The organism is Chloracidobacterium sp. D, from assembly GCF_018304685.1.
GTDB classification, from domain to species: domain Bacteria; phylum Acidobacteriota; class Blastocatellia; order Chloracidobacteriales; family Chloracidobacteriaceae; genus Chloracidobacterium; species Chloracidobacterium thermophilum.
In genome coordinates this window covers 495606-510195 of record NZ_CP072635.1, presented here as the reverse complement: position 1 = coordinate 510195, position 14590 = coordinate 495606, and the positions used below count along the sequence as shown (strand labels likewise).

Annotated in this window: 10 protein-coding genes and 1 pseudogene; 4 read left to right on the top strand and 7 right to left on the bottom strand. The window is 61.2% G+C overall.

The genetic code is table 11. From position 1 onward, the window contains the following. Nucleotides 1-29: 29 nt before the first annotated feature. From J8C01_RS13300 to J8C01_RS13275, 6 genes are all read right to left on the bottom strand, one after another. Nucleotides 30-746, bottom strand: a complete 717-nt coding sequence (locus tag J8C01_RS13300; RefSeq protein WP_211432736.1) for a hypothetical protein — start codon at nucleotides 744-746, stop codon at nucleotides 30-32. A 73-nt stretch (nucleotides 747-819) separates the two neighbouring features. Continuing rightward, complete coding sequence (locus tag J8C01_RS13295) at nucleotides 820-1677, bottom strand: vWA domain-containing protein (protein ID WP_211432735.1); 858 nt, start codon at nucleotides 1675-1677, stop codon at nucleotides 820-822. Between the two features lie 170 nt (nucleotides 1678-1847). Beyond that, nucleotides 1848-2333 carry a flagellar export protein FliJ gene (gene fliJ, locus J8C01_RS13290; protein WP_211432734.1) on the bottom strand — a complete coding sequence of 162 codons (486 nt, stop codon included), beginning with the start codon at nucleotides 2331-2333 and terminating at the stop codon, nucleotides 1848-1850. Nucleotides 2334-2463: 130 nt separating this feature from the next. Then, entirely contained in the window at nucleotides 2464-3642 is a 1179-nt protein-coding gene (locus J8C01_RS13285; protein WP_211432733.1) for an alpha/beta fold hydrolase, read from the bottom strand. A gap of 11 nt (nucleotides 3643-3653) precedes the next feature. After that, nucleotides 3654-4049 (bottom strand): hypothetical protein, encoded by a 396-nt coding sequence (locus tag J8C01_RS13280; protein ID WP_211432732.1) that lies wholly within the window; start codon nucleotides 4047-4049, stop codon nucleotides 3654-3656. A gap of 248 nt (nucleotides 4050-4297) precedes the next feature. Continuing rightward, entirely contained in the window at nucleotides 4298-4666 is a 369-nt protein-coding gene (locus J8C01_RS13275; protein WP_014101056.1) for a hypothetical protein, read from the bottom strand. 314 nt (nucleotides 4667-4980) lie between these two features. Between J8C01_RS13275 and J8C01_RS13270 the strand changes: the two genes are divergently transcribed. The 4 genes and pseudogenes from J8C01_RS13270 (at nucleotide 4981) to J8C01_RS13255 (ending at nucleotide 12883) form a co-directional block, all read left to right on the top strand. Continuing rightward, nucleotides 4981-7467, top strand: coding sequence for a TonB-dependent receptor (locus J8C01_RS13270; protein WP_249355493.1), 2487 nt, complete (start codon nucleotides 4981-4983; stop codon nucleotides 7465-7467). Between the two features lie 107 nt (nucleotides 7468-7574). Further along, a complete protein-coding gene (locus J8C01_RS13265; RefSeq protein ID WP_211432731.1) occupies nucleotides 7575-8798 on the top strand; it encodes an efflux RND transporter periplasmic adaptor subunit in 1224 nt (407 codons plus the stop codon). A gap of 38 nt (nucleotides 8799-8836) precedes the next feature. Continuing rightward, a pseudogene (locus J8C01_RS13260) lies at nucleotides 8837-12100 on the top strand (efflux RND transporter permease subunit). Nucleotides 12101-12268: 168 nt separating this feature from the next. Continuing rightward, nucleotides 12269-12883: a hypothetical protein gene (locus J8C01_RS13255; RefSeq protein WP_211432730.1), complete on the top strand. Its 615-nt coding sequence runs from the start codon at nucleotides 12269-12271 to the stop codon at nucleotides 12881-12883. Nucleotides 12884-13267: 384 nt separating this feature from the next. Here J8C01_RS13255 and J8C01_RS13250 read toward each other — a convergent pair whose 3' ends face one another. Next, nucleotides 13268-14530 (bottom strand): RNA-guided endonuclease InsQ/TnpB family protein, encoded by a 1263-nt coding sequence (locus tag J8C01_RS13250; RefSeq protein ID WP_211433274.1) that lies wholly within the window; start codon nucleotides 14528-14530, stop codon nucleotides 13268-13270. Nucleotides 14531-14590: the final 60 nt, after the last annotated feature.

Sequence of the window (14590 nt, the reverse complement as noted above, 5' to 3'; positions counted from 1 at the left end):
CCGCCGAAGCATCCACTCCAATCAGGGCTTCAGGGGCGCGCGGGGCTGAGCGGCGCATCATCCTGCCCAATGGTGATGATTGGAAGGATGCCAGCAATGGTCGTAGCCGCCACAACCGTTGCCAGTACACCTGGATTGGGGCCGACCACCGGAACAACCGGCGGGATTGCCGGCAGTGCTGGGGAGGCCGAAACGGCGCAGTCAAACACGGCGCATCGGAAATCATCCATGCCGGTTGAGTCAAAACGAATGTAGGCACTTTCCGGGTAATCCCGGGCCTGCGCTTCACCAATCGTCTCGATTGTCGGCGCTGAGGCTTCCGGTCCACCGAACCTCGCCACATTGCCTTTGACGACATCAATGTGGATGCACCGGGTTGAAAAAACCTGGACTAATGAGCCGCTGCTTTTGATGCAACGGAGAATCCCAGCGACCAGTTCGATCCGTACCCGGTCGGCCAGGAAGTTGACAACGATTTCACTGTTGTCACCCATGTAGAACTGCCCGACATTGGCAATGCTCAGGATGGCGTAGCCGGTCTTGCCAGTGGTGATGCGGCTGCCGCTGGCGACAGCCATACTGCCGGCCGCCGGGTTGCCATTGATTTTGACGTCACCGCGCGGCATCAGTTGGGCCGCTTGCGCGCCCTGCGCGCTGACGTGACGACCGGAGAGCGGAAACCACGCCGCCGTTGCCAACGCAACGGCCAGCGCAAAAGCACATGCGAGTTTCAGATGGCGCGTCATCGGATGGGTTCTCCAAATAAAGAGTTGAAAGACCTGTGAACTACAATGCAATCAAACGGCCGGAGCTGTCGGCTCACCGCGCCGACAGCGTAAATGGTATTTCAGGATTTGTGGACTCCCAGGTTGCCCGATAAAGCACACCAGGCATACTGAGACGGCGCTTGAAATATGCGCCAAAGGCTTTCCAGTCATCATAGTTGACCACTTCGCCGCCGGTCTGCCGGACGATAAAGCGGAGCGTCACGTTCGGGATGTCCATGCGCCGCGACCCACTGCCGGTCACCAGAACGGCATTTTCTTCGTCCACCCGGGCGCTGAAGCTGCGGTAGGCCCAGTTGACGTACGACACCACCATGTTTTCCTTGATGATGCGCGGCAGGTCTATACGTTCGGTAAAGCTGTCATTGCCATCGGTGACGACGATGCAGTGCGTCATCTTGTCGCCGATGACTTCCTGCAAGGCGGTCAGAACTCCGTAGATGTTGGTTTTTGACTTCATCGTACCGTCGTTGGTCCCACCGCTCGACCACAACTGCTGCTCTTTGGCCAACGCGCCGTCGAGGGCGGCCCGGGAGGTCGTAAAGTCCTGCAACATCGTTTTCTGCATGCTGAAGCGGGCAATGGCCGTGGGCACAGCCATCTGGGACGGCAGCGCCTTGCGCAGTTCTTCCACGATCCGTGGATAGATCGGCACCATGCTGCCTGAACCATCCAGAATAATGACCACCTGCTCAACAGGCTTAATCTGGGTCACGGTCGCTGGCACGCGCATCCCGCCTTCAAGGACACTGTAGTTGGCGCCGGCCCGGTCGCCGAGAATGCGTTCCTCGCGCTTCATGGTGGGCATCTGTGCCCAGACGACATCGCTGGCCAGCCATCCGGTCAGCAACACCGTACCCAATCCCAACCCAAATCGAATCTGGCGTATCATGATTAGCTTCTCCCTATCTGAATCTGAATCTTGAGGCAGGTCAACCAGCGACAACTGATATGCTTGGTTGATGTTGGACAAAAATGTGTGGTGTAAGACAAATTTCCTGCTTGGTAACACTACCGGCACTGCATTGTCAAGCACTCGCTAAACTACGCCATCCCAGCGGCTTAGTCCTGCCGGCCATGACGCGCCGTGCCAAACTCGTCATTGGCCTTGTTTTCGCGGCGTTCAGCCTCCAGCTTGCGGGACTGCTGCCAGTTTTCCCGGTGCTTCTCGATGGCCTGCACCTCTTTGGAAGCCTCGATGAGGCCCTGCAGGGCCGCCTCCACGGCGGCTTCGGCCTGCTGTATGACGGCGCGCTGCTGCTCGACGGCGGCGCGCAGACGCCGTTCTTCTTCTTTCAGGTCAGCCAGAAAGGTACGGTGCGCCAGCAGGACATGCGCCGCTGAGCCGGCCCGCAAAGCCGCAACCAGCTTCGCATCAGCCTCGGCCTGCCGCTGCCGGCAGGCATCCACAGCCGCCAGCCGCCGTGCCAGCTCGGCTTCGGCCTCCGCCAGCGCCTGGCGGGCCGTTGCCAGACGCTGCGCTGCCTCTTTCTTGACCTGCTCGCGTACTTCCAGAACGGGCTGAAGGCGGTAACGGGGCTTTTTCATAGGGCTTCTGGCAGGTAAAACCGGACCCGTCCGGTTGGTTCAGGGTTCTACCGCCAAGCAAACGCTTCCCGGAGGGGGCTGTCAAGCCCCCGGCGGTCTCGCCAGACACACAGCCACGAGTCCAAGGCTGTCACACGTGCGCGTGGGAAGCCAGCCACTGACTTACGGCCGGCCATACGGTCGTCAGCGCTCCGCGCCCAACAGCTAACGCCAGGTGGCCCAGCCGCACCCGGCATTCCCGGTAGCGAACCCGCGAAAGCTGTTCTCCCAACGCGGCGGCGCTGGCCGGATTCACAATCTGATCCAGAAGACCGATGATGTTGAGCACCGGACAGTCCAGTTGCGCCAGGGCCGCGCGCTGCCCCTGGATGGTCAACGTGCCTTCCCACAGGGCGTTGGCGCGGTAGTAGGTCGTGACAAAATCAGCATAGAACTGTCCCGGCAGGGGAACGGCATCCGCCAGCCAGACTTCCGTCGCCAGATGTGTATCCCGCTCGGCTGTATCCAGCCACATCAGCCAGGGCTTGGTGGTGTAGGTTATGGGCTTGATGCCGCGAAAGGAAGCACTGACCAGCCAGCCTGGCAGGTTGCCAAAAACGGCCACCACGCGCTGCGGGTCGAAAGCCGGGTCGGCCAGCCACGTCCGCAACGGCGTATCGCGGACGAAATCCGCCGGCGTCCCCAGCAGGATGAGACTTCGCACCGGCGCCGGATGGAGCGCCGCGTAGGTCGTTGCCAACACGCCCCCCATCGAGTATCCCAGCAGATGCACCTGGGCAGCACCGGTTTGGGACAGAACCGCCTCAACCGCGCGTCCGATGACGCCCTCCAGCACATCTTCCAGACGCCACCGGGATTCGTCCCTGCCGGGCGTTCCCCAGTCAAGAACAAACACCTGGTGTCCCTGCCCCGCCAGAAACGCCACGAGACTCCGCCCGGCGTAGAGGTCAAAGATGTAGTGCCGGTTGATGAGCGAGTTGACAATCAGCACCGGTAGCGCCGAAGTCCGGCGGCCGTTCTGAACCGGCGCATAGTGGCGCAACTGCGTCGGCCCAACGAGCGGCGTCACCAGGCAGGGCGTTGTGGCCACCGGCGGTGCCACGGACCGCACAGCCGCCAACTGCATCTGGCAGCGTGTTTCCTGGGCGATGGCAAAGGGATGCCACGGCTGGGCCGCGCCGGTCCAGGACATCCAATCCAGCCACCGGTTCACGTGCCAGCCCGACCAACCAACCCACGGCTGGCGTTCGGTCTGGCGCAGCCACCATCCGTCGAGCCGCCACTGCCACTGTTCGAGAAATTCACTCAAAGGCAACAAGGTCAGGAAGTTTCCACCGCATCGGAAGCCGCCGCCTCCGGTGCCGCCTCTGGAGCAGATTTCGGGGACGCCGCCCGTGCTGTCCGGCGGCGGGTGGTGGTCGTCCGGCGGGCTGTGGGCTTGCGCGCCGCCGCCGGTCTGGTCACTTTGGCCGCCGGTTCGCTCCGCACCAGGTGCGCGGTCAGCTCGTCAAGCTGCTCCTGAACGCTGTCCAGCTTGCGGTCAAGCGCGGCGATCTCTTCCCGCGTCGGTACGTTCATCAGCCGCAGCCCAAATCCAACCACCATGCGGCTGCGCTCGACCAACGTCAGAACGCCCTGGAAGTAAAGCGAAACCGGGCGCAAAAACCAGGGATGCCGCAACAGCCTGTCCCACTGCGCAGAGGAAGTTCGTGTCACCGTTTCATATAACACCTGCGGAAACGGCTTGGCGGACGGGTTCGGCTTGGTGCCCCGGTTGGATTTTGCTTCGGCTTGCGCCCTGGCCATCGTTTCGTTTGTCCTGTCGTCGGGTGATAATCTTCCTTTCCGGCAAAAGCCGGCTGTCCTGCGAAGCGGGCAACCCGTCAGTGCCCGACAGGCGCTGACGGGTCAGGAAAGAGCCGGCGCCGAACACGCCGCTCCCGCCGGTGAACGTTTTGGCGAGTTTACTTGACAGACTGGCTGACCGGAAAGGCCATCAACTCCATCTGCTTCCGCAGCCCTTCACTGACCAGCACATTCCACTGTTCAAGGGTGGCACGGGTAGCGTCCATCCCCGCCATCGCAATTTCACGGGCCGCCTCACCGGCGGCTATGGTCGCCCGCTCCATCCCGGTCAAAGCCACCGTGGCTGACTTCATCGCTTCTTCTTGCACCGACAATCCAGCCCGCAACGAGGCAAATGTCAACGCCCGGGAAGCTTTCGCCATGTCCAGCATGGCCTCGGTTGAAGACTGCATAGCCAGCGTCAGTGGGTCAGCCAGGGCAGGTTGGCGGTCAGAGGTCTCGGTCGCTTTTGGCTTCGGTTGTGTCATGGCAACAATCAACTCCTGTTCATCAGAAATACAGCCCCGTAGGCTGCTCCCAGACTAGCCCCCGATAACGCATTGTGTCAAGATTTTTTTTCGCATCTGCACAAAAAAATCTGCAAACCTTGAAAAGTCTTCATTTACGCTTGTTGTTTGTGCGGAAAAAGGCGTTGACGCGGCATCTTCCGGCGCAGTGTGTGTCTGAACAGTCACAGACGTACCCGGCCGGGCAAAGTTGTACACGTCCAGTTGCCAGAAAGGAGGGCGACGCCGGCGTGGCGAACAAACTTTGGTTCGCAAACAAACTTTGGTTCGTTGGTGTGCTTCTGTGGACAATCAGCGCCACCCTGTTCTTTGGGACAGCGACCGGAACGGCGGCACAACAGCAGACGAGTGTCGTGGCATTCGTCATCACGGACAGCACAACGCGGAAACCCCTGGCGGGGGCCACCATCACGCTGACGCCAAAATCCGGCTCGCCAACCGCGCCCGTGCTGACCAAAGTCACCGATGCCAATGGCAAGGCGGTGTTTACCGAGGCCCCTGGCGGAGACTACCGGCTCACCGTCACGGCTACCGGCTACACGCTTCTGACCGACGAACATTACGCCGTTGAGCCGGGCGCTTTCCTCGAACAGCCCATTGAACTCAGCCCTGCCACTGGCGACATCGTCGAAGTACGCGGCGACGAGGAAGCTCCACTCATTGCCCGGGGGGCCACGGCAACCACCAGCCTGACGCCGGCCGAGATTCGCATCCTGCCCACCCGCGGACGCGACATCCTGACGGCCTTTCCCCCGGTGCCGAACGTCATCCGCTCCAATGACGGCCGCACGAGCATCAAAGGCGCGCGTGAAGACCAGGCAGCCATTCTGGTCAACGGCAGCCTCAGCAACGACCCGGCCACCGGACGGTTCCAGGTCGAAATCCCGCTGGAAGCCCTCCAACGGGCGGAAATCTTCACCAATCCCTACCTGCCGGAATATGGCAAGTTCACCAGCGGCGTCAAACGACTGGAAACCAAGCCCGGCGGCCAGCAGTGGAAGTACAGCCTCTATGACTTTTTCCCGTCCGTCCGCGCGCGCTACGGCAAAATCTTCGGTCTGGCCAACGTCTCCCCCCGCGCCACCATCACGGGTCCGCTCATCCGCGACCGGGTGTTTCTGGCCCAGGCGCTCGAAGGCATTGTGGACAAAGCCATCGTGCGGGGGCTGGCCAGCCCGGACAACGAAATCCGCAAGTACGCCGCGCGGAGTTTCAGCCAGTTCGATGTCATTCTGTCGCCCCGCCAGAGCCTGACCGCGACGGTCAATCTGGCCTACCAGCGGCTGCGCAATGTTGATCTGGATTTTTTCAACCCCGTGCCGGCTTCGGCGAATCGGCGCACCCGCGATGTCACCCTGGCCGGCATCCACCGCTTCGCCACCGCGGCCGGCTCGGTCAGTGAGACGCGCTTCAGCTACAAGCGCATTGGCGCCGGCGTCTTCGGCAAGGGGGACGCGCCCTTTGCCATCACGCCCTTTGGGCGCACCGGCAACTTTTTCAGTCAGACCGAGCGCACGACGGAACGCTACCAGCTCCAGTTCTCCACCGCACTGGCGTCTTTCGAGGCCGGGGGCTGGCACCAGATCAAGTTCGGCGTGGACGGCAGCGCCGCCCGCAACCGGGGCTGGGTGCTCAACCGTCCGGTTGACATCCGGCGCGCCGACGGAACGCTGGCCGAACGCATCGTGTACGCCAATCCCGGCAACCTGGCAGCGAGCAACGTCGAAGTCGCCGGCTACGCCCAGGATCAGTGGCTCATCCGCCCCAACCTGCAACTCGATTACGGGCTCCGGCTGGAATGGCAACAGGCAGCGGCCCAGCTCAACGTGGCGCCACGCATTGCCCTTTCCTATGCGCCCGGCAAAGAGCAAAACACCGTCCTGCGCGCCGGATTCGGGCTGTTCTATGACAAAATCCTGCTCAACGCGCTGGCGTTCCGCCAGATGCCACGTCCGGTCAGCACCGGCTTTGCGCCGGATGGCACAACACCCGGCCCGGCGCGCCCGTTGACGCTCGCCCTGGCACGCCCGGACGGTCGGTATGACGTGCCCTACAACCGCTCCTTCCGGGTTGAACTGGCGCGCAAACTCCATCCGCGCGCGCTGCTCAAGCTGGCCTATCTCGACAGCCGTACGTTCCGGGATTTCTATGTGGAGCCGTCAGCCGATGCCATCCAGATGTTCAACACCGGACGCGCCAGCTACCGCGCCTTTGAAGTCACGGCCGATGTCAAGCTCACGCCACGCCACACGTTTGTTGTTTCCTACGTACGCAGCCGGGCCCGCGCCGAACTCAACGACTTCATTTCGTACTTCGGCGACACGCCGAACCCGGTGCTGCGCCCGAACCAGTTTGGCAACGCACCGATTGACGCGCCCAACCGGTTTTTTGCGCGCGGCGTCTTTGCCCTGCCGGGCGACCTGACGCTGGCGCCCATCTTCGAGTGGCGGGACGGCTTTCCCTACAGCGTTGTGGACGAAGCCCAGAACTTCATCGGCCGCCGCAACGCCGACGCGACCCGCTACCCACGCTTTATGGCCGTTGATCTGGCCGTGACAAAGAAGATTCGCCTGCCGCAGTGGGTGCGCCGGGGCGCATTCGGGCGGAAAATTGACACCGAAGCCGTCAACGTCACGGTCAACATCTTCAACCTGACCAATCACTTCAACCCGCGCAACGTGTTTGCCAACACGGGCGCACCCCAGTTTGGGACGTTCTTTGGCGTGTATCGGCGGTTCTTCAACATTGAAATGAACCTGTAGTTTCCCGTGGCGTTTCACCGGGATACTTTGCGTTTATCATCCCGGCGGCAGACGAAACGGCGGCGTTGTACCGTCTGCACGCCCAACCGGCCATGAGGCCAACCGACATGATCACCACCATCGCACACAGGCTCGGCATGGGGATGTTCTCCGTTGCCGTGCTGTTTGGCGTCGCCGGCAATCTGGCCTGCCAGCGTGATCTGGCCCGGGCGGCCCGGGGCGACGCGAGTCCGACACCTGAAGTCCGGCGCGTCAAAACGACGCCAGTAACCAGAACACAGGTCGAACATGTTGTCACGGCGCTGGGCACGCTGGCCCCCCTGGAGCAGGCCACCCTGCGCGTCAAGGTTCCCGGACGGCTCCAGTCCATTCCCGTTGATCTGGGAACCACCGTCCGACCGGGGCAGCTTGTGGCCCAGATCGAACCCGACGATTACCGTCTCCGCGTCCAGCAGGCGGCGGCGGCGCTCGCCCAGGCCCGCGCCCGGTTGGGGCTGCCGGCCGAGGGCAGCAGTGACCGGGTTGACCCGGAGCAGACCGGTCTGGTCCGCCAGGCCAGGGCCGTTCTCGAACAGGCGCAGGTGGAGCGCGACCGCTTCCAGGCGCTGCTCGATCAGGGCATCATCTCGCGGTCACAGTTCGACGCCGCCGATGCGGCCTACAAGGTCGCGCTCAGCCGCTACCAGGACGCGCTGGAGGAAATCAACAACCGGCTGGGCATCCTGGCCCAGCGGCGGTCGGAACTGGCCATCGCCCAGCAGCAGTTGGATGACACCGCCGTGCTGGCCCCCTTTGGCGGGGTCGTGCAGGAACGCCTTGGCAACATCGGGGAGTTTCTGGCCGCCGGCTCGCCCGTGGCCACCATTCTCAAACTCAATCCCCTGCGGCTGCGGGTTGAAATTCCTGAACGTGAAGCCTATCAGATCAAACCCAACCAGAAGGTGCGCGTCACCGTCGAAGGCAGTGACAAAGCCTACACCGGCATCGTCAAACGGTTGAGTCCGGCGCTGCTGGAGCAGAACCGGATTCTCATCATCGAAGCGGAAGTCAGCCACGACGGGTCTCTCAAGCCGGGGTCATTTGCCCGGGCCGAGATCGTCACCAACGACCGCGAAACGGCCGTGACCGTTTCTCCGCGCGCCATCGTGACCTTTGCCGGGATTGACAAGGTACTGACCATCCGGGACGGCAAGGCGCTGGAACGGCCGGTCACGCTCGGACGCCGGACGGCGGAATGGGTCGAAATCGTGAAGGGCGTGCAGGTCGGCGATGAGGTCATCCTCGATCCGGGCAACCTGCAAACCGGCCACCCGGTCGTTATCGCGGACTGAACCGACATCCCGGAACAGTCACCTCTGGACGGAACATCATGCAGAAACTTGCCGAAATCTGTATTCGCCGCCCGGTTTTTGCGGCCATGCTCATCCTGTCGCTGGTCGTTGTCGGGCTGGCCGGCTACTTCCGGCTCGGTGTGGACCGCTTCCCCTCGGTTGACCTGCCGACCGTCACTATCCGCACGGCGCTGCCCGGTGCTTCGCCGGAAGAAGTCGAGACCGAGATTTCACAGAGGATTGAAGAGGCCGTCAACACAGTGGACGGTATTGACCAGCTCCGGTCGGTTTCCGGCCCCGGTATCTCACTGGTGCTGGTGACGTTCAAGCTCAACCGGGACATCGAAACCGCGACGCAGGATGTGCGGGACCGGATCAATGCCGTTCTGCGCGACCTGCCCGTGGAGGCTCTGCCGCCCGTGGTGCAGAAGTTCGACAACGACAGCGCGCCGGTACTCTCCATTGCCCTGTCGGCTGACCGTCCGCTTCGGGAACTGACCGAACTGGCGGACAAAATCGTGAAAATCCGCCTCGAACGCGCCGGGGGCGTCGGGGAGGTCCGCATCATTGGCGGTCTTAACCGCGCCATCAACGTCTGGGTTGAACCGGAACGCCTCGCGGCCTACCGGATTCCCATCACCCAGGTGCGCCAGGCCATCCAGCGCCAGAACGCGGACATTCCCGGCGGCAATGTGGATGCCGGCAAACGCGAAATGACGCTCCGCACGCTGGGGCGCTACACCGACCCGCGCGACTTCGAGAACCTGACCGTGGCCCTGCTCAACGGCCGGCCCATCTACGTTCACGACATCGGCTACGTCGAAGACGGAACGAAGGAACCGCGGTCACTGGCGCGGCTGAATGGCACGCCGACCGTCACGCTCGAAATCCGGCGGCAGTCCGGCGCCAACACGGTCGAGGTCATCAACAACGTCAAGCAGGAACTGGAGCGTGTGGCGGGGCAGCTTCCGGGGGATGTCCGGCTGGAAATCATCCGCGATCAGTCACGGTATATCGAAGCGGCGCTGCACGAGATTCAGACCCACCTGGTGCTGGGCAGTCTGCTGGCCTGTCTGGCCGTGCTGCTCTTTATGCGTTCGTGGCGCTCGACCATCATCGCCGGCGTCGCCATTCCGGCTTCGGTGATTTCAACCTACGGCATGATGTGGGCGCTGGGCTTTACCCTCAACGGCGTCACAATGCTGGCGCTGGTGCTCATGGTCGGGGTCGTCATTGACGATGCCATCGTGGTGCTGGAAAACATCTTCCGCTTCATCGAGGAAAAGGGACTGCCGCCAATGGCTGCGGCCCGGGAAGCGACGGCCGAGATTGGACTGGCCGTGCTGGCGACCACGCTTTCGCTGGTCGTCATCTTCCTGCCGGTGTCGTTTATGTCCTCGATTTCGGGCCGCTTCCTGTATCAGTTCGGCCTGACGGCGGCCGTTGCCATTCTCGTTTCGCTGCTGGTGTCCTTCACCCTGACGCCGATGATGAGTTCAAGGCTGCTCCGGGCAGCAGATGCAGCAGCTCAGCACGGGTCGGCGCACCAGCCGGCCGCCTCCCGACGTGGTTTCTACGGCCTTATCGAGCGCGCCTACCTGGCGCTGCTGCGGCTCTCCCTGCGGCATCGCCTGGCAGTTTCCCTGCTGGCCCTGCTCGTCATGGCTTCCGGGGTGCCGCTGTACCAGGCTGTCCGGCAGGAATACACGCCGTCGAATGTGGATGAGTCGGAGTTTGAAATGAACGTGAACGGCCCGGAAGGCACGAGTCTGGCGGCCATGGATGAAACCATGCGCGCCATCGAACAGGACGTGCGGACGACGCCGGGCGTGGCACTGGTGCTGGCCACGGCTGGCGGCTCGTTTCTGGGCGGGGTGAACCAGGGCAACCTGTACGTCCGCATGGTGCCGCATGACGTGCGGACCTTTTCCCTGACGCGCCTGTGGCGGGAAACCTGGCGGGGACGCCCGCTCGATGCCTTCAAAGGCAACTTCACGCAGCGCGAGCTGATGCAGACCCTGCGCGCCAAAATGCGCAAGTACGCCCCCTTTCGCGTCAGCCTGCGCAATGCCACCTCATTCAATATCGGCGGCGGAAACTTTGAGATTGATTTCGTCCTGCGTGGCCCCGATCTGGTGGCGCTGGCGCGCTATGGCGAACAGCTCCGGGAAAAAGCCATGCAGTTGGGGGGCATCGTGGATACCGACACGACGCTGAAGCTGGACAAGCCGGAACTGCGGGTGGTGATTGACCGCCAGCGGGCGGCTGACCTGGGCGTGGAGACAGCCGACATTGCCACGAGTCTGCGGCTCATGGTCGGGGGCGATGACCGGGTTTCCCGCTACCGGGATGTGGCGCTCAACGAGGATTACGACGTGCAAATCCGGCTGGTCAACGGCCAGCGCAACGACCGGGAAGCCATCCTGCGCCTGTACGTGCCCCCTCATCGCGGGGCGGACTTGTTCCCCTGAGCAACCTGGTCACGATTACGGAGGAAACCAGCCCGTCACGCATTGACCGTCTGGACCGGCAGCGGCAGGTATCGCTGCGGGGCGGCGTCGGCCCCGGGCTATGCCCTTGCCGACCGGCTGGAGGCGCTCAAGAAAGCCGTTGCGGAGATGAACTTGCCCACAGCTTACACCTATGCGGTTTCAGGGCGTGGGCGCGAACTCGAACGCACCTTCACCGAGTTCATCTTTGCCTTTCTGCTCTCGGTGGTGTTTATGTACATGATTCTGGCTTCCCAGTTTGAGAGCCTCATCCATCCGGTCACGATTCTGTTGAGTCTGCCGCTGGTCGGCGCCCTTTGCCCTGCTCTCCCTGTGGCTGACCAACGACACGCTCAACCTGTATTCGGCCACTGGGGATTTCTGGTGTTGTTTGGCGTCGTCAAGAAAAACTCCATCCTGCAGATTGACCAGATGAATGTGCTTCGGGCGCAGGGGTTGGAACGTCAGACGGCGATTGTGCAGGCGAATCAGAACCGGCTGCGTCCCATCCTGATGACGACCCTGGCGTTGGTGGCCGGGATGCTTCCGCTGGCCATCGGCACGGGGCCGGGGGCGGAAGAACGGCGCTCGATTGCCTTGGTGGTCATTGGCGGACAGAGTCTCTCCCTGCTGCTGACGCTGCTGGTCACACCGGTGGCCTATTCCATCTTTGACGACCTCGCCGCCACCCGTTTCTGGCACGGCCTTGCCGGCCGGTGGAATGCCCTGGGGCGGGTCTGGCGCGACCGGTCGCCCGCCAGAGACAAAGCCGACCCCACGGAACAACCGGCCAAAACCACCGGTGAAACCTGAGCCGGTTTTCTGTCGTTTGCGACAACCCCCTGGACGCTTCAGCCCGAAAGGCAACGTGGGATGTTTTTTGCCCACGCCCTTTCAATTTTGGGCTTGACCCCGAACGGTCGGCATCTTATCCAGACGACCAACCACACTCATATTCACAATACCCGGAGAGCATGTCCTGTGCCTGTCAAATCACTGTTTGGCCTGTTGCTGTTTTTCAGTCTGAGCATCACCACCCCGGCTTGGGCGCAAATGGCAAGGAACCCGGAACGCCCGGCTGCTTCTGACCAAAACATCGAATACCGCCTCCTGGCCACGTCAAAAACCTCGACGATGGAGCGGGAAATGAATGAAGCGGCCCGGGAGGGTTTTCATTTCGAGGGTGTCATGGGCGGGGAGACAGCCTTTGGCGGCAACGAATGCGTCGTCATCATGTCGCGTACGGCCCCGCTGGGAACCGAATTCGAGTACAAACTGCTGGCCACCAACCGGACTTCAACCATGCAGAAGGAACTCCAGCAGGCCGGACGACGCGGATTTTACGTTCGTGGCAAAACCATCTTTGAGACGGCGTTCGGCGGCCGGGAAGTGGTGGTCATTCTGGAGCGTTCCTCCACCGCCGACGCGCCGCTGGAATACAAACTGCTGGCGACCAGCCGAACCTCGACCATGCAGAAGGAACTCGCGGAAGCCGGGCGTGAAGGATTCCGGTTTGCGGCAATGGCCGTGGCCGAGACAGCCTTCGGCGGGCGTGAAGCCGTCGTTATTCTCTACCGCCAAGGGTCTCGGCGGTGACGTGCCCCCCCATCTTTCCCTGACCTGTACTTGCCCTGCGAACCATTCTTCAAGGATTGGGGTTGCTGATAAGGGCACTGTGTGGTCGTCCTGCGCTCACATGCTGCTGGAGCGTGAGACGGCGCTGCGGTAACGGATGCAACGAGCAAGATCAGCGTGATGACAAGCGTTGCTGTGTGTCCGGGAAAATTCGCGCAATAAGATGACCCGTGCAACCGGCAAACCGGTTTGATAAAGCAAGGACACGCCGCTATCGCCACAACGCAGGCTGGATGTACTTATTGCACTGCACGCGCATGTCGTCATTCGTAGAGAGTAGATAATTGGAGATAAACAGCTCGGCTCCCTTCTCGGCTTTTCCCTGCTTTTGACATACTCCCCTGCCTAAAGGCAGGGGATTCTTGTTCTTGGTTCTGCGAGCGCACTTACTTCATCAGGTTGCCCCTCTAAAGCAGCGGTGCATCTCTCCCCAAGCGTTCCCTCTTTCGAGGCAGTTCCCTTTTGCCCAAAGGTACTGTTTTGCCACTCCATTCCCAAGATGCTTAGTCCCTTCTTGAGGATGTTCAAAGCCGCATTCTGGTCTCTGTCTGATTCAAATCCACATTGAGGACAACTATGGGTTCTGGTGGATAGGGTTTTTACTACCCTATGCCCACAGTTACTACAGTCCTGTGTGGTGTACTGCGGCGGTACGCTGACGACTGCCTTGTCCCACACCTTGCCGTAGTAGTCCAGCCACTGGGTGAATTGAGACCAGCCAGCATCATGAATGGATTTGGCAAGATGACGATTCTTGACTAGATTCTTCACCTGCAAGTCTTCATACGCCACGACATCGTGAGATGCCACCACGCACCGTGCCTGCTTGATTGCCCAGTCCTTACGCTGGCGTTGGACTTTCAGATGAACTTTACCTAGTCGTTTTCTTTGCTTGTGGTAGTTCTTGGATTGAGGTTTCGCCCCTTTCTTGAACTTCCGACTTAATCTGCGCTGGTGTTGCTTTAACCTCCTTTCGCTACGCCTCAAAAACTTAGGACACTGTACAGGGTTGCCGTTCTGGTCGGTGTAGAAAGCCTTCAAGCCCAAGTCAATGCCAATCACATTGCCTGTGTATTCTCCCCGCTCTTTGCGCTCCACATCCAAGCAGAACTGGGCATAGTATCCATCTGCCCTGCGTATCACCCGCACCCGATTGATTTTGGATTCAAGAATCAACCGTCTTGCTTCACCATTGCAGTACAGAGCAAACGAGCCAGCATTGAAGCCATCGGTGAACGAGATAGTCATCCCATCCCCTGACAGCTTCCAGCCAGATACCTTGTATTCCACAGAACGGCAATGCTTCTTGAACTTGGGATACCCTTTCTTGACCGCCTTGTTTCTGCAGTTGGTATGGAACCGGGAAATGGAAGCCCAGGCTCGCTCTGCACTTGCCTGCCTTGCCGCTGAGTTTAACTTCCTGGCAAAGTCAAACTCTTTGGCCAGGTCTTTGCAGTGGGCATAGAGAACAGCTTTGTTGACGCTCTTGTTGTCCATCCAGTACCGCACACATTTGTTTCTGACAAACTGTGCGGTACGGATGGCTTCATCCAGAGCCTGATACTGCTCTGCTGTCCCGTTGAGTAGCTTGGCTTCCATGACTCTCATACTGCTATTTTATCACAGGTTTGGCTTGATAAAACAGCGTGCGCCTTATATCCCTGCCCT

Bases quoted from the DNA above. Each gene is read 5' to 3' on its own strand.
- J8C01_RS13275 (WP_014101056.1), bottom strand. From the start codon at position 4,666: ATGACACAACCGAAGCCAAAAGCGACCGAGACCTCTGACCGCCAACCT.
- J8C01_RS13300 (WP_211432736.1), bottom strand. From the start codon at position 746: ATGACGCGCCATCTGAAACTCGCATGTGCTTTTGCGCTGGCCGTTGCG.
- J8C01_RS13250 (WP_211433274.1), bottom strand. From the start codon at position 14,530: ATGAGAGTCATGGAAGCCAAGCTACTCAACGGGACAGCAGAGCAGTAT.
- fliJ (WP_211432734.1), bottom strand. From the start codon at position 2,333: ATGAAAAAGCCCCGTTACCGCCTTCAGCCCGTTCTGGAAGTACGCGAG.
- J8C01_RS13295 (WP_211432735.1), bottom strand. From the start codon at position 1,677: ATGATACGCCAGATTCGATTTGGGTTGGGATTGGGTACGGTGTTGCTG.
- J8C01_RS13265 (WP_211432731.1), top strand. From the start codon at position 7,575: ATGATCACCACCATCGCACACAGGCTCGGCATGGGGATGTTCTCCGTT.